17 protein-coding genes are annotated in these 13914 nt (G+C 62.2%); 16 read left to right on the forward strand and 1 reads right to left on the reverse strand.

Annotated elements, in window-relative coordinates; genetic code table 11:
• The 16 genes from rplX (at position 1) to map (ending at position 12440) form a co-directional block, all read left to right on the forward strand.
• A complete protein-coding gene (gene rplX / locus ACIQC5_RS02100; RefSeq protein WP_062073171.1) occupies positions 1-360 on the forward strand; it encodes a 50S ribosomal protein L24 in 360 nt (119 codons plus the stop codon).
• Positions 360-947: a 50S ribosomal protein L5 gene (gene rplE, locus ACIQC5_RS02105; protein WP_400278068.1), complete on the forward strand. Its 588-nt coding sequence runs from the start codon at positions 360-362 to the stop codon at positions 945-947. Before rplX ends, rplE begins: the two co-directional genes overlap by 1 nt.
• A 79-nt stretch (positions 948-1026) precedes the next feature.
• On the forward strand, positions 1027-1425 hold the full coding sequence (gene rpsH, locus ACIQC5_RS02110) for a 30S ribosomal protein S8 (RefSeq protein WP_377670130.1): 399 nt from the start codon (positions 1027-1029) through the stop codon (positions 1423-1425).
• 18 nt (positions 1426-1443) lie between these two features.
• Positions 1444-1980 (forward strand): 50S ribosomal protein L6, encoded by a 537-nt coding sequence (gene rplF, locus ACIQC5_RS02115; RefSeq protein ID WP_377670128.1) that lies wholly within the window; start codon positions 1444-1446, stop codon positions 1978-1980.
• Between the two features lie 3 nt (positions 1981-1983).
• Entirely contained in the window at positions 1984-2367 is a 384-nt protein-coding gene (gene rplR, locus ACIQC5_RS02120; RefSeq protein WP_089595796.1) for a 50S ribosomal protein L18, read from the forward strand.
• A gap of 29 nt (positions 2368-2396) precedes the next feature.
• Positions 2397-3068, forward strand: a complete 672-nt coding sequence (gene rpsE, locus ACIQC5_RS02125) for a 30S ribosomal protein S5 (protein ID WP_400278069.1) — start codon at positions 2397-2399, stop codon at positions 3066-3068.
• A 2-nt stretch (positions 3069-3070) separates the two neighbouring features.
• Positions 3071-3277 carry a 50S ribosomal protein L30 gene (gene rpmD / locus ACIQC5_RS02130; protein ID WP_400278070.1) on the forward strand — a complete coding sequence of 69 codons (207 nt, stop codon included), beginning with the start codon at positions 3071-3073 and terminating at the stop codon, positions 3275-3277.
• On the forward strand, positions 3277-3759 hold the full coding sequence (gene rplO, locus ACIQC5_RS02135; protein ID WP_400278071.1) for a 50S ribosomal protein L15: 483 nt from the start codon (positions 3277-3279) through the stop codon (positions 3757-3759). Before rpmD ends, rplO begins: the two co-directional genes overlap by 1 nt.
• A gap of 185 nt (positions 3760-3944) precedes the next feature.
• Positions 3945-5255, forward strand: coding sequence for a preprotein translocase subunit SecY (gene secY, locus ACIQC5_RS02140; protein WP_400278073.1), 1311 nt, complete (start codon positions 3945-3947; stop codon positions 5253-5255).
• Positions 5256-5260: 5 nt separating this feature from the next.
• A complete protein-coding gene (locus ACIQC5_RS02145; RefSeq protein WP_223937624.1) occupies positions 5261-5830 on the forward strand; it encodes an adenylate kinase in 570 nt (189 codons plus the stop codon).
• A 140-nt stretch (positions 5831-5970) separates the two neighbouring features.
• Entirely contained in the window at positions 5971-7020 is a 1050-nt protein-coding gene (locus ACIQC5_RS02150) for a 3-oxoacyl-ACP synthase III family protein (RefSeq protein WP_400278074.1), read from the forward strand.
• 32 nt (positions 7021-7052) lie between these two features.
• Positions 7053-7814, forward strand: coding sequence for a glycosyltransferase family 2 protein (locus ACIQC5_RS02155; protein WP_400278075.1), 762 nt, complete (start codon positions 7053-7055; stop codon positions 7812-7814).
• Positions 7811-8986, forward strand: a complete 1176-nt coding sequence (locus ACIQC5_RS02160; protein WP_400278076.1) for a cytochrome P450 — start codon at positions 7811-7813, stop codon at positions 8984-8986. Before ACIQC5_RS02155 ends, ACIQC5_RS02160 begins: the two co-directional genes overlap by 4 nt.
• Entirely contained in the window at positions 8976-10676 is a 1701-nt protein-coding gene (locus ACIQC5_RS02165; RefSeq protein ID WP_400278077.1) for a class I adenylate-forming enzyme family protein, read from the forward strand. Before ACIQC5_RS02160 ends, ACIQC5_RS02165 begins: the two co-directional genes overlap by 11 nt.
• The gene (locus tag ACIQC5_RS02170) at positions 10673-11584 is read left to right on the forward strand and encodes an NAD-dependent epimerase/dehydratase family protein (RefSeq protein WP_400278079.1); all 912 of its coding nucleotides are present in this window, start codon (positions 10673-10675) and stop codon (positions 11582-11584) included. The genes ACIQC5_RS02165 and ACIQC5_RS02170 overlap by 4 nt, the downstream gene beginning before the upstream one ends.
• Before the next feature lie 28 nt (positions 11585-11612).
• A complete protein-coding gene (gene map, locus ACIQC5_RS02175; RefSeq protein ID WP_400278081.1) occupies positions 11613-12440 on the forward strand; it encodes a type I methionyl aminopeptidase in 828 nt (275 codons plus the stop codon).
• A gap of 81 nt (positions 12441-12521) precedes the next feature.
• Here the strand turns inward: map and ACIQC5_RS02180 are convergent, their stop codons facing one another.
• Positions 12522-13868 (reverse strand): ABC transporter substrate-binding protein, encoded by a 1347-nt coding sequence (locus ACIQC5_RS02180; protein ID WP_400278083.1) that lies wholly within the window; start codon positions 13866-13868, stop codon positions 12522-12524.
• Positions 13869-13914 lie beyond the last annotated feature (46 nt).

Here is a 13914-nt window from a genome sequence, read left to right on the forward strand (position 1 = left end):
ATGGCTAAGATCAAGAAGGGTGACCTCGTTCAGGTCATCACCGGCGCCAAGCAGGAACGCGGCGGCGACCGCGGCAAGCAGGGCAAGGTCCTGCGCGTATTCCCGGACACCAACCGCGTGTTGGTAGAGGGAATCAACCGCGTCACCAAGCACACCAAGGTCGGTCAGTCGCAGCGCGGCACCAAGACCGGTGGCATCGAGGTCGTTGAGGCTCCGATCCACGTTTCCAACGTTGCTTTGGTTGACCCGTCGACCAAGAAGCCGACCCGTGTTGGTTTCCGTCTCGACACCGTTGAGAAGGACGGCGCTACCAAGACCGTCCGTATCCGCGTGTCCAAGGCCACCGGGAAGGACATCTGATGAGTGAGACACTGTCTGAGACCACCGTCGAAACGAAGATCGTTCCGCGTCTGAAGACGAAGTACGCAGAGACCATCAAGAAGTCCCTGCAGGACGAGTTCAGCTACGTGAACGTGAACCAGGTTCCCCGCTTGGTGAAGGTTGTTGTGAACATGGGTGTTGGAGATGCCGCAAAGGACTCCAAGCTGATCGACGGCGCTGTCCGCGACCTCACCCTGATCACCGGCCAGAAGCCGCAGGTAACCAAGGCCCGCAAGTCGATCGCACAGTTCAAGCTGCGCGAAGGCATGCCGATCGGTGCGCACGCAACTCTGCGTGGCGACCGTATGTGGGAATTCGTGGACCGTCTGGTTTCGCTGGCACTGCCGCGTATCCGTGACTTCCGCGGCCTCAACGGCAAGCAGTTCGATGGCAACGGCAACTACACCTTCGGTCTGACCGAGCAGGTTATGTTCCACGAAATCGACCAGGACTCCATCGACCGCGTTCGCGGTATGGACATCACGGTCGTCACCACTGCCAAGACCGACGACGAAGGCCGTGCGCTGCTCAAGGCGCTTGGTTTCCCGTTCAAGACCGAAAACTAACTACGTAACAGGTCCGGCTGCGCTGACTCGGAAGAGACAAGCACAGCGGAAACCGTTATGAGGAAGGGCTATAGCCCAAATGACTATGACAGATCCTGTCGCAGACATGCTTACGCGTCTGCGCAATGCAAACTCGGCATACCACGACACCGTGACCATGCCGTACAGCAAGCTGAAGGCACGCGTTGCTGACATCCTGAAGGCAGAAGGCTACATTGCCGGCTGGAAGGAAGAAGACGCCGAGGTTGGCAAGAAGCTGACCCTCGACCTGAAGTTCGGTCCGAACCGCGAGCGTTCCATCGCTGGCGTCCGCCGCATTTCCAAGCCTGGTCTCCGCGTTTACGCGAAGTCCACCAACCTGCCTCACGTGCTGGGTGGCCTGGGTATCGCAATCCTGTCCACCTCTTCCGGCCTCCTGACTGACAAGCAGGCCGGTAAGAAGGGCGTGGGCGGCGAAGTCCTCGCGTACGTCTGGTAACGGGAAAGGAAGAGAATAATGTCACGTATTGGACGTCTCCCCATCACCGTTCCTGCCGGAGTTGAGGTCAAGGTTGATGGCTCCGTCATCAACGTCAAGGGTTCCAAGGGCGAGCTGAGCCACACTGTTGCCAGCCCGATCGAGGTCTCCCTGGAAGAGAACACTCTCACGGTCACCCGCCCGAACGACGAGCGCAACTCGCGTTCGCTGCACGGCCTGACCCGCACCCTGATCGCCAACATGATCCAGGGCGTTACCGAGGGCTACGAGAAGAAGCTTGAAATCGTCGGTACCGGTTACCGCGTTCAGGCCAAGGGTTCTGACCTGGAGTTCGCTCTGGGCTACAGCCACCCGGTCAACGTCTCTGCACCCGAAGGCATCACCTTCGTAGTAGAGGGTCCGACCAAGCTCTCTGTTGCGGGTATCAATAAGCAGCAGGTCGGCGAGGTTGCTGCCAACATTCGCAAGCTGCGCAAGCCTGACCCCTACAAGGGCAAGGGTGTCCGTTACGCCGGCGAAGTCATCCGCCGCAAGGTCGGAAAGGCTGGTAAGTAAACCATGGCCATCGCAATTAACAAGAAGCGTACGAACAAGAGTAAGTCGGCTGCACGCAGCCGTCGCCAGCTTCGTATCCGCAAGCGCATCACCGGCACGGCTGTACGTCCTCGTCTGGTCGTCAACCGTTCGGCGCGTCACGTATTCGTCCAGGTTGTCGATGACAGCAAGGGTGTAACCGTGGCTTACGCTTCCACTCTGGAAGCTGACCTGCGCGCATTCGACGGCGACAAGACTGCCAAGGCAAAGCGCGTTGGCGAGCTCGTTGCAGAGCGTGCCAAGGCTGCCGGCGTTGAGGCTGTTGTCTTCGACCGTGGCGGTAACAAGTACCACGGCCGCATCGCCGCCGTCGCTGACGGTGCTCGCGAAGGTGGGCTGGCACTGTGACCGTTGAAAATAACGAAAAGGACATTCAGGTGACTGAAGCTGTAGCTGCTGAAGCAACTGAGACCGCTGCCGCTACCGATGACCGCCGCGGCGGACGTCGTGGCGAGCGCGGCGAGCGTGGCCAGGGCCGCGGCGACCGTGGTGGCCGTGGTGGCCGCGATGGCGGTCGTGAAGCCGAGAAGAGCCAGTTCGTAGAGCGCGTTGTAACCATCAACCGCGTTGCCAAGGTCGTCAAGGGTGGTCGTCGCTTCAGCTTCACCGCTCTTGTGGTCGTCGGCGACGGCAACGGCCTGGTTGGCGTTGGCTACGGCAAGGCCAAGGAAGTTCCCGCTGCAATCGCAAAGGGCGTTGAAGAGGCCAAGAAGTCCTTCTTCCGCGTTCCCCGCGTTGGCAACACCATCCCGCACCGTGTGCAGGGTGAGGCTGCTGCAGGCGTAGTCCTGCTGCGTCCGGCTTCCGCCGGTACCGGTGTTATCGCCGGTGGTCCGGTCCGTGCAGTACTGGAGTGCGTCGGTATCCACGACATCCTCTCCAAGTCGCTCGGTTCCTCCAACGCGATCAACATCGTTCACGCGACCGTTGACGCTCTGAAGCAGCTCGAAGAGCCCGCTTCCGTGGCTGCCCGCCGTGGCCTGCCGCTGGACGAGGTTGCTCCTGCTGCTCTGGTGCGCGCGCTCCAGAACCAGAAGGCAGGTGTTTAGTCATGGCTAAGAACCTGACTCCCTCCGACGCCAAGTTGGAGATCACCCAGATCAAGGGCGTCATTGGCGCCAAGCAGAACCAGAAGGCAACTCTTCGGTCCCTCGGCCTGAAGCGCATCGGACACACCGTTGTCCGTACCGCTGACGCCGTGACCGTTGGAATGCTCAACACGGTTCCGCACCTCGTGAATGTAGAGGAGGCGAAGTAATGGCAGAGAACAAGACCGCCGCAGAGGCTGCTGAGAAGCAGAACGCTCTGAAGGTCCACCACCTGCGTCCCGCCCCGGGTGCCAAGACCGCCAAGACCCGTGTTGGTCGTGGTGAAGGCTCCAAGGGTAAGACCGCTGGTCGCGGTACCAAGGGTACGAAGGCCCGCTACCAGGTAAAGGCTGGCTTTGCCGGCGGCCAGCTGCCGCTGCACATGCGCCTGCCGAAGCTGCGCGGCTTCAAGAACCCGTTCCGGGTTGAGTTCCAGGTTGTCAACCTGGACAAGCTCAACGAGTTGTTCCCGGAAGGTGGCGCTGTCACCGTTGAGTCCTTGGTCGAGAAGGGTGCGGTTCGCAAGAACCAGCCCGTCAAGGTCCTGGGCACCGGCGACATCACCGTCAAGGTCGACGTCACGGCTCACGCATTCTCTTCCAGCGCTGCTGAAAAGATTGCCGCAGCCGGCGGAAGCACCACTTCTCTCTAAGAGCCTGTGGGGCAAACGCCCGTTGTAAACAATCCCGGTATGCGGGGGCTTCGGCCCCTGTATACCGGGATTTTTTCGTGAAAGTAGACTCTCGATTATAACGACGGCGTCTCAAGCCGCTAGACTCGGGTGTTGGGTTTGATTGAGCCCACCTACATCCTTGTACTTTCTACTCAGGAGGACGCTTGCTTAGCGCATTCGGCCGGGCGTTTCGAACGCCTGATTTGCGACGCAAGTTGTTGTTCACGCTGGGAATCATCACAATCTTCCGCTTGGGAGCTTTTATCCCCTCGCCTGGTGTGAACTACCAGAATGTCCAGCAATGCTTGAACACCGGCGATACCTCGCAGGGCATCTACCAGCTCGTTAACCTGTTCAGCGGCGGTGCGCTGCTGCAGGTGTCGATCTTCGCCTTGGGCATCATGCCGTACATTACGGCGAGCATTATCGTCCAACTGCTCCGGGTGGTCATTCCCCGGTTCCAGCAGCTGTACGAAGAGGGTGCTTCGGGTCAGTCAAAGTTGACGCAATACACGCGGTACCTCACCATCGCGCTCGGCCTCCTGAACGCCACAACGCTGGTGTCGCTGGCCCGTTCCGGCCAGCTGCTGCCCGGCTGTAACCTGCCGATCATTCCTGACGAGAGCATTGTCACCACGCTCCTGCTGATCATCACGCTGACGGCCGGTACCGGCCTCATCATGTGGATGGGTGAACTGGTCACCGAGAAGGGTGTGGGCAACGGCATGTCGCTGCTCATCTTCACCTCGATCGCTGCAGGCTTCCCCACCTCCCTCGGCTCCATCTGGACCTCGAAGGGCCCGGGCACGTTCTTTACTGTTCTGGCAGTCGGCCTCCTCACGGTTGCCTTGGTGGTCTTCGTGGAGCAGTCCCAGCGCCGCGTTCCGGTTCAGTATGCCAAGCGCATGATCGGCCGCCGCACTGTGGGTGGAACCAGCACTTACATTCCCATCAAGGTGAACATGGCCGGCGTCGTGCCCGTCATCTTCGCTTCCTCCATGCTGTACCTGCCGGGCCTGATTTCCCAGTTCAATCAGCCGAAGGCAGGGGAGCAGATAGCGCCCTGGGTTGAGTGGATCAACAACAACCTCACCCGTGGCGACCACCCCATCTATATGGCGCTTTACTTCGCCATGATCGTGTTCTTCACCTACTTCTACGTGGCCATCACCTTCAACCCTGAAGAAGTGTCGGACAACATGAAGAAGTACGGCGGGTTCATTCCGGGCATCCGGGCGGGTAAACCGACCGCGGACTACCTGCAGTACGTGCTTTCCAGGATCACTCTGCCTGGAGCCCTTTACCTGGGCTTCGTGGCGCTGATCCCGTTGGTTGCACTCGTCCTGATCAACGCCAACCAGAACTTCCCGTTCGGTGGCACGTCAATCCTGATCATGGTGGGTGTTGGCCTGGAAACCGTCAAGCAGATTGATGCGCAGCTACAACAACGTCACTACGAAGGGCTTTTGCGATGACGAGAATGCTGATCATTGGACCTCCCGGTTCGGGCAAGGGTACGCAGGCTGAGCGGATTTCCGAGCGCCTCGGCGTAGTCGCCATCTCCACCGGCGATATCTTCCGTGCCAACGTTAAGGGCGAGACCCCGTTGGGCATTGAAGCCAAGAAGTACATGGATGCCGGGGACTTTGTTCCGGACAGCGTCACGAACAACATGGTTCGGGACCGCCTGAGCCAGAGCGACGTCGAGAACGGCTTCCTCTTGGACGGCTACCCGCGCACCACCGCGCAGGTTGACTATCTGGACCAGATCCTCGCCGAGGGTGAGCAGGAGCTCGACGTCGTGCTCCAGCTGACCGCCGACGACGAAGAACTGGTTTCCCGCCTCTTGGGACGTGCCAAGGAAACCGGCCGCTCGGATGACAACGAAGCCGTTATCCGCCACCGCCTGGACCTCTACCACGAGCAGACCGAGGCAGTTGTGGCCAAATATGCAGAGCGTGGCATTCTCACGCAGGTTGACGGCATTGGTGGCATAGACGAGGTTACCAACCGCGTACTCACTGCCATCGAGTCGGCCAAGGCTGTCTAAGGGGTTTTCCACATAGCCGCTGAACCGGCCATGAACAAAAGGGTGTGTCCCGTACCATAGGTGCGGGACACACCCTTTTTCGTTGCCGACTCCTCCTTGGAGCCGGGGCTGGAAAGGTGACTGGAGTGGGGGAACCGCGCATGCTGACAGCTCTATCCGGACGGAGCCGCATTGCCGGCTTGGAGGTCTACGTGCCGCCGGCCCGATTGGACACTGCCGCCGTCGAACGCCGCATTGGTGAGCGGAGTCCTGGGTTCCGTGTGCCGAAGGGTTTGATAGGCCGTGTGACCGGTATCCGCTCCAGGAGCGTGATGGCGGATTCCGAGCAAGCATCGGATTTGGCCGCAAACGCAGCTGCCAAAGTTCTCGCCGAATGCGGCCTCCAAACGCCCGACATCGACCTTCTCATCTTCGCGTCAGCCAGCCAGGACATGGTTGAGCCCGCCACCGGCCACATGGTAGCCGCCAAGTTGGGACTCGGTTCGCCGGTGATGGACGTCAAGAACGCGTGCAACAGCTTCCTCAACGGCCTTGAGGTCGCTGACGCGCTCATTGGATCCGGGCGCTACCACCGTGTGCTGGTAGCGACGGGTGAATCGCCGTCGAGGGCAGTCCGCTGGACGGTTCCGGACTTTGAGACGTTTGCGTCCAGCTTCCCCGGTTACACCATGAGCGACGGCGGTGCTGCGGTGTTGCTCGAGGCCGCAGATCGCCCCGCAGCAGATTCCGATGGCAAGGACACCGCGGGCATTCTTGCCATGGGCTTCACGGCACGGAGCAGCCACTGGTCGGTGGGGACGCTGGCGGCGGGAGGTTCCGCTTTCCCGCGTGACCCGGAAGCTACGTATTTCAGCATGGACGGAGAGAAGCTCAAGGAAGCCTTCCTTGACCTGGGCTGCGGGATCCTGGACCAGACGCTGGCAGAGGCGGATCTTCAGTGGACTGACTTCGCAGTGGTGTGCGTTCACCAGGTGAGCGCACCGTATCGGGAAATCTTTGCCGAGCGGGCAGGTGTTCCCAGGGACCGCTTGGTGCCTGCCGTTGAAGATTTCGGCAATCTGGCGTCGGTGAGCCTGCCTTTGCAATTGCGGCTTGCCCTGGACAGTGGCCGGTGTGGTCCCGGAGACCTTGTGGCCTTGGTAGGCCTCGCGGGCGGGGTGAGCCTGGGCATGGCCGTGGTGCGGCTGTGAACGGGCAGGCACCTCAGGGTGACTTTGCGAGCGTGGAACCCACCAGCGCCTTATGCATCGCGGTGCCCATGTTGAACGAGGAGAAACTCGTCCGGGAAACCTTGGAGTCCCTTGCTGCCCAGGTCTATGCGGACTTCACTGTTGTTGTGGTGGACAACGGGTCCACGGATCGCAGCTGCGGGATCGTAGCGGAGTTTGCGGCAGCGCATCCCCGCATGGACATCAGGCTGCTCCACGAAACCGAGAAGGGTACCGGCGCAGCCGCGGACACAGGGATGCGTTTCGGCGTAGACCACGGTGCCCGTTGGCTGGCGCGCACGGACTCGGATTGCCTTGCCGCGCCGGACTGGACTGAACGGATCGTGGCGGCGTTTACCGAGGGGCTGGAGCTCATCGCCGGGCAACTTGTTCCTCGGGACGATGAAGGGATTACCGCAGGGGAGCGGCGGATGATGCTGCTCGCCGTCGAGGTTGCATCGTTCTTTGGCCGTATCCGCCCGGGCAACAAGGGGGAAGGCTATCTGGGTCCGTATCAGATGCTTCCTGGTTGCAACATGGCCATCACAGCAGAGATGTACCACCGCTCAGGCGGGTTTCCCCGGACCAGGATCGAAGACCTTCACGAGGACCGGGCACTGTCCAACCAAGTGCGGAAGCTGACCCGAAATTACGCGCTTCGGCGGGATGTTGTGGTCTACGGATCCTCTCGCCGAGTCAAAGCATGGGGCTTGAAGAACACGCTGGCGTGGTACGCGGACCACCGGTACCGACCCGAGCATGTGGACATCAGGTGACCACGGCGGATCGCTGGGAGCGACGCGTGCATCTGGGGGCACACCCCGTTCTGTACCCCGTGATCCGCGGACTGGGTAGTCTCCGCCCGGCGATGCGGCTGCCCGGATTGGGAGTCCTGGTCAGCGAGGCACGCTTGGTGCGGGATGTCCTCATGGACCAGGAACGCTTCGTCAAAAACGGTCCCTCGGGCTCCGGAGCGCTGTGGACCCCCGTGGTGGGTCCGCGCGCGTTGGTGAACATGGACGGCCACGAGCACAGGGAACTTCGGCGGAAGTTGGGGGACCTCTTCACGCCGGGCGCTGTTGCTGCGATTGTTGAGCCTGCATCGGCATCTCTGCATTCCCGCGTCCATCACGACCTGGACACCCTCGGCGCTGTTGACCTGGTGGACTGCGTCAAGGAACTCGCCGGGGGAGTGATCTCCCGGTTGCTCGGCGTGCCAGAAGATGCGCCAGGCCGCCTGCCCAACCGGGAACTCTTCAACCTGGGTTCTTCCATCTCCTCCCTCGTCAGGCTCGGCCGCCCCACGCTGACGGCGCGGCAAATCGCCAAGGGCCGGTCCGCCGTCGAGGTTCTTGCAGGACCGGCACGGACGGCGTACCGGGAGAGTGACCCGGAGACTTTTCCCGGCCGGCTGCGTGAACTTGGCATGGGAGAGAACGAGGCGATGGGCATTATCAGTGCTTTCGTGATGGTGGGCACCGAGACGTTGGTGTCGTTCGTTCCGCGGCTCGTGGCCCTGATTGCCGATAGCGGCCGGATCGAAGGCCTTGCGGCTGACCGCGCCGGTGTACCGGCCGCCGTCAACGAGGCATTGCGGTTCACGGTTCCCTCGCCCATGATGCTGCGGGACGCCGTAGCACCGGCCACGATCGGTGACGTGGTTGTCAGGCAGGGTGACCGCATTCTGTTGTCCACGATTCATGCCGCGAAAGGCCTGCGTGGGTTCGACCCTGGGCATCCCGTGCCGCCTCAGGCACGCCAGTTGTGGTTCGGCGCTGGGCCACATTTCTGCATCGGGATGCCATTGGCAATGGCCGAGATCAACGCGACGCTGGGCCTGCTTCTGGACAGGTACTCCCACAGTCCGTGGCGGGTTGCTGCCAGGCAGGTCAGCAAGGGAGTCCTCATTCCGGGCTACAGGAAGTTGGAGCTGACCAATGTCACCTGACAAACCAGGCGCGGACCTCATCGCAGCTGTCCTCGCGGCAGCCGAACGAGCCCCGGACAATCCGGCGATCACAGCGCCGGGCAAGGCGCCGTGGGGGGACCGGCGTGTCAGGCCCGGCCGGACCATCACCTATCGGCAGCTCGTGGACGGCATCGAGGCGACTGCCGCACGGTTGGTTGCCGACGGCTTCGGTCCCGGCGAACGCATGCTGTTTTCCGTCCGACCCAGTCCCGCCGCGTTCATCCTTGCGCTGGGCGCTGTACGGGCCGGCGGGTCGGTGGTGTTTATCGATCCGGGCATCGGGCCGGCACTGTTCCGGGACCGTGCCGAACTCGCAGCTCCCCGCTGGGCTGCGGCTGAGTCACTGCTGTATGCGGTGAGCACCAAGAGCCCGCTGAGGCCATTGGCGCGCCGGCGAGGCCTGCTCCTTCCGGACTATGGCGCCATGGATGTGCGGCATTACTACTCGGGACCGTGGCTGCCTGGTGTGCCCAGGGGCGCAACACCCGTGAAACAACTTGCCCGCCCTTTGGTTTCGGACGACCGGGGGCCGTCTGCTGACCGGTTGCCGACGGCGGCTTCGGCACACCAGGAAGCGGTCATCATCTTCACGTCAGGTACCACGGGGAAACCAAAAGGCGTTGTTCACACACGGGGTTCGCTGGCCGCCGGCTTCGAGCAACTGACGCAGCGGTGCACTTTCGGCCAAGGCGACAGGATCCACTCCGAGCAGCTCATGATGGGCTTGCCTGCGCTGATTGCCGGCGCGCACTGGACCATGCCCGCTTACGGTTTTTCGGCGCACATCGACCCACTACGCCTGGCAAGGGAACTCGGTCCGGTGGCTGGCAAGGGGACAACTTACGACGGCGCCACGCACCTTTTCCTTGTCCCCTCGCAATTGGCGCCAATCCTGGACGCGGTGGAGGACGGAAGGACGACGCTGCCCGGGACGCTGAGGACCATCATGCTCGGTGCCGCGCCGGTCCTGGCACCGTTCCTGCAGCGGGCCATGAAGCTGTTGCCGGACGTCGACTTCAAACTCATTTACGGCATGACGGAACTGCTGCCGATTGCCATCGCGGACGGCAAGGAGAAGCTGGCGTTTGCCTCCGGAGCCGAAGCCCAGTTCACCTCGCCTGATGGTAGCGGGGAGGGTGACTTCCTCGGGGAGCCACTGCCCGCCGTCGAGATCCGGGTGGCAAGCGACCACGAACTTTTCGCCCGCGGCCCCAACATGTGCCACGGGTACCTGGGGGAGGAGCCGATGATCGAGCACGGCACCGGCGATTTGGTGCGGCTGGATGGCGGTATCGCAGGGGCGCCGAGACTCGTGATGATCGGACGAAAGAAGGACATGATCATCCGCGGCAAGACCAACATCTACCCTGCCCTCTACGAACCTGTGATCGCTGCCGTGCCGGGGGTTCAGCAGGCGGTGATGGTGGGCGTGGCAGATGACATCGGCGATGAAGCCGTCTGGCTGGCCGTGGTGGGGGCATCCAACGAGTCTGCTGCCGCGTTGAAGGCGCGGCTGGCACACAAGCTTCCGGCGTTGATCGACGAATCCGCTCTTCCGGACCACATCGAAATCATGGAGGCGATCCCCACCAGCGGCCGACACAGAAAACCGGATCGAGAGGGGCTCCGACGCGAGTTCGCGGAACGTTCACAGGGACGGTATCCATGAGAATTGCGGTCACCGGGGCCACAGGATTCATCGGGGGAGCGGTGGCTGCCGCAGCGGAAGCCGCGGGCTGGGAAGTCGTCCGTTTTGCCCGGCAGCGGGGCGCGGGCCTGACGTACTGGGACCTCACGGGACTTCCACCAGCACGCCTGCCGGTGGTTGACGCCGTCGTCCATGCTGCTGCGAACGTTTCTGACTGGGGCGATCCTCGACTCTTCCACCGTGTCAACGTTCTTGGAACGCAGTCCGTCGCCGAGGCCTACGCCGGAACACGACTTGTCCATATTTCGAGTTCGAGTGTGTACCCGTGGTGGGAGCCTTGCATCAACCGTGGCGAAGAGGAAGTAGCGTCGAGACACCTGAATGCTTACGGACGCACGAAGGCGCTCGCCGACATCGAGGCCCGGCGTCATGGCAACGCCGTAGCTCTTCGCCCGCACGGTGTCTATGGACCCGGGGACCGGACCTTGCTACCAAGGCTGGTAAACAACATCCGCCGCGGACAGTTGCTCAGCGTCGGTCATGGGCGGGTGACGCATCAGCTGACGCACGTCCAGAACCTGACAAAGGCGGTGTTGTCGGCTTGCCAGTCGGAGCTCCGCGGCGCAGTCAACGTCGCCGACGCGGGTCCGGTTGAGCTTGGTGAGGTGCTGCGTCAGGTCCTGGATGCAACGGGACATGCGGACGTGCACATCCGATACCTGCCGCTGCCGGCCGCGATGGCGCTCGCCGGTGCTGTGGAAGCGTTGTCAGCAGCGACACGAAGGGCGCCCAGGCTCACCCGGTACGGCGTCAGCCAACTCGGCCGGCAGCGGACCTACCGGATTGACCGGCTTCGGGAAGGCCTTGGAATCGAGCCAATTTCGACCACGCTCCCGGATGCGGGAAAATGGTTGGAGCATGGGGCCTGATCGGCTCCTACAACATCCAGAGGAGAACATGGCGTTCGGTCAGCCCCGCATTGAATACAAGAGCAACCAGCAGATGCGCAAAATGCACGAGGCCGGATTGGTCCTCAGCCGCGCGCTTGACGCTGCTGTTGCCGCGGCCAAGGCGGGTGTCACCACCAAGGACCTCGACGAGGTCTTCGCTGCCGTCCTGAATGATGCCGGAGCCAAGTCGAACTTCCTGGGCTACCACGGCTTCCCCGCCACCATCTGCACCTCGGTCAACGAGGAAGTCGTCCATGGCATCCCCGGCGGACGAGTCCTCAACGACGGCGATATCATCTCGATCGATGGCGGCTGCATTGTTGATGGCTGGCACTCGGACTCGGCTCGCACGGTGATTGTGGGAAAGGCCGATCCTGAAGACCAACGGCTCTCCGATGTTACAGAGGCCGCCATGTGGCGTGGCATCGCGGCCCTCGCTACTGGCAAGTTTGTGGGCGACATCGGCTGCGCCGTAGACGACTACGTTTCCTCGGTTCCGGGCAAGCCCTTGGGCATCCTGGAAGACTACGTTGGCCACGGCATCGGCTCCGAAATGCACATGGCACCCGACGTCCTGAACTACCGCACCAGCCACCGCGGCCCCAAGATCCGCCCGGGTCTTTGCCTGGCCATTGAGCCCATGCTGGTTCGAGGCGGCATCGAGACCGCTACGCTCGACGACGACTGGACGGTTGTCACCACCGACGGTAAGCGTTCCTGCCAGTGGGAGCACTCTGTCGCAGTCCACGAAAAGGGTATCTGGGTCCTTTCGGCCCCGGACGGAGGCGCCGAGCAGTTGGCGCCGCTCGGCGTCGTGCCTGTCCCGATCCCGTAGACCCTGCAAGACCATGTAACACCTGCACATGAAGAGCGGGGCTGCCAGGCAGCCCCGCTCTTCATGTCAGTCGATGAGGAGCTAGGCCTTCAACTTCGGCTTCACGTCCTTGGTGTAAATGCCCTCCAGCGTCTTCTTGAGCTCAATCATGGTGGCCTGCACGTCGCCCTGCTGGGTGAGGATCTTTGCTGCAGCCTTGGCCATCTCCTGATCGGCGCCAGGCAGGAAAACGCGGGCGTTGTCCTGGACCTTGGTGACGGCCAGCTGGTCCATGGCAGTCTTGATCTGCGGGGTCGCCGCCAGGACGGCCGACATATCCGCGGACAAGCGCGTGGGCATGTATCCCGTCGCTGCGGAGAACGCCGCAGTGTTTTCGGGCTCAGTCATGAACTTCAGGAACGTCGCGGCCGCCAGCTGCTCTTCCTTGCTGATGCCACTCGGGATGCCTAGTCCCGCACCGCCGGTGGGGCAGACTCCGCTGGGCGCCTCGGGGCCGCCGGGCAGGAATCCGACGCCGACATTGAATTTTGCCGCCTTGAGGACGCCTAACAGGGAGCCCGTGGAGGAGATGGTGGACGAGGTGATGCCGGCGGCAAAGTCGTCTGCGGCTTCCTTGGAGGACACACCTGCCCAGCCGTCCTTGTAAATGGAATCCTGCGCCCACTGCAGCGCAGCCACGGACTGCGTGGAGTCGCACGTGATCTCCCAGTCCTTGGACCAGCTTCCGCCCCAACCCCACAGGTTGTTCTGCAGGGTCCACCCTGCATATCCGGCCAAGGCAGGGTAGATGTAGGCGTACTGGGCGCCGGATGTCGCCTTGAGTTTCGGGGCCCATTCGGCGAATTCCTGCCAGGTTGCCGGAGCGCGGTCTGGCAGGCCTGCGGCCTTGAAGTGGTCCTTGTTGTAGTAGAACAGCGGGGTTGAGCGGCCGTAAGGAAGGGCCCACTGCTTGCCGTCGTACTTGTAATCGTCCACGAGCGACTTCTGGAAGTCATCGATCTTGATGTCCAACTGCTTCACCAGTCCGTCGATGGGGATGATGCTGCCGTTGGAGAAGTAGCGGAACCACCACACGTCCGAAAGAACTACAAGTGCGGGCAGGCCCGTCTTGGCAGCCTGCGACGTCTGGAACTTCTGCGCAATTTCCTCGTAGTTTGCCCCGGCGGTGACCAGGTTGACCTTGATGTCCGGGAACTTGGCGTGGAACTTTTCGATAATGGCTTTTTCCACGTCTTGGGACTTGCCAGGGTGGTTGGTCCAGAAATCGATGGAGGCAGCGGGCTTTACCCCGGTGAAGTCGATCGTTGCGGTGTCGACGGCGCCTGCCGTGCCCGCCGTCGACGGTCCGCCGCACGCGGCGAGGGCCGCAGCTCCGGCGCCCAGGCCCGCAAGGCCAAGGAAATGTCGGCGGTCAAGATTCGTGCGCATGGTGGTTCCTCTCAAGAGCTTTCTTCGATGCGAATGGTGCGGTGGA

The sequence above is a fragment of the Paenarthrobacter sp. NPDC092416 genome, from assembly GCF_044755025.1.
Classification (GTDB): Bacteria; Actinomycetota; Actinomycetes; order Actinomycetales; family Micrococcaceae; genus Arthrobacter.

What these genes read in the sequence shown, in the direction of transcription:
- map (WP_400278081.1), top strand. Translation starts at nt 11,613, where the DNA reads ATGGCGTTCGGTCAGCCCCGCATTGAATACAAGAGCAACCAGCAGATG.
- ACIQC5_RS02150 (WP_400278074.1), top strand. Translation starts at nt 5,971, where the DNA reads ATGCTGACAGCTCTATCCGGACGGAGCCGCATTGCCGGCTTGGAGGTC.
- rplR (WP_089595796.1), top strand. Translation starts at nt 1,984, where the DNA reads ATGGCCATCGCAATTAACAAGAAGCGTACGAACAAGAGTAAGTCGGCT.
- rpsH (WP_377670130.1), top strand. Translation starts at nt 1,027, where the DNA reads ATGACTATGACAGATCCTGTCGCAGACATGCTTACGCGTCTGCGCAAT.
- ACIQC5_RS02180 (WP_400278083.1), bottom strand. Translation starts at nt 13,868, where the DNA reads ATGCGCACGAATCTTGACCGCCGACATTTCCTTGGCCTTGCGGGCCTG.
- ACIQC5_RS02165 (WP_400278077.1), top strand. Translation starts at nt 8,976, where the DNA reads ATGTCACCTGACAAACCAGGCGCGGACCTCATCGCAGCTGTCCTCGCG.
- rplX (WP_062073171.1), top strand. Translation starts at nt 1, where the DNA reads ATGGCTAAGATCAAGAAGGGTGACCTCGTTCAGGTCATCACCGGCGCC.
- rplF (WP_377670128.1), top strand. Translation starts at nt 1,444, where the DNA reads ATGTCACGTATTGGACGTCTCCCCATCACCGTTCCTGCCGGAGTTGAG.
- ACIQC5_RS02170 (WP_400278079.1), top strand. Translation starts at nt 10,673, where the DNA reads ATGAGAATTGCGGTCACCGGGGCCACAGGATTCATCGGGGGAGCGGTG.
- rplO (WP_400278071.1), top strand. Translation starts at nt 3,277, where the DNA reads ATGGCAGAGAACAAGACCGCCGCAGAGGCTGCTGAGAAGCAGAACGCT.
- rpmD (WP_400278070.1), top strand. Translation starts at nt 3,071, where the DNA reads ATGGCTAAGAACCTGACTCCCTCCGACGCCAAGTTGGAGATCACCCAG.
- ACIQC5_RS02145 (WP_223937624.1), top strand. Translation starts at nt 5,261, where the DNA reads ATGCTGATCATTGGACCTCCCGGTTCGGGCAAGGGTACGCAGGCTGAG.
- rplE (WP_400278068.1), top strand. Translation starts at nt 360, where the DNA reads ATGAGTGAGACACTGTCTGAGACCACCGTCGAAACGAAGATCGTTCCG.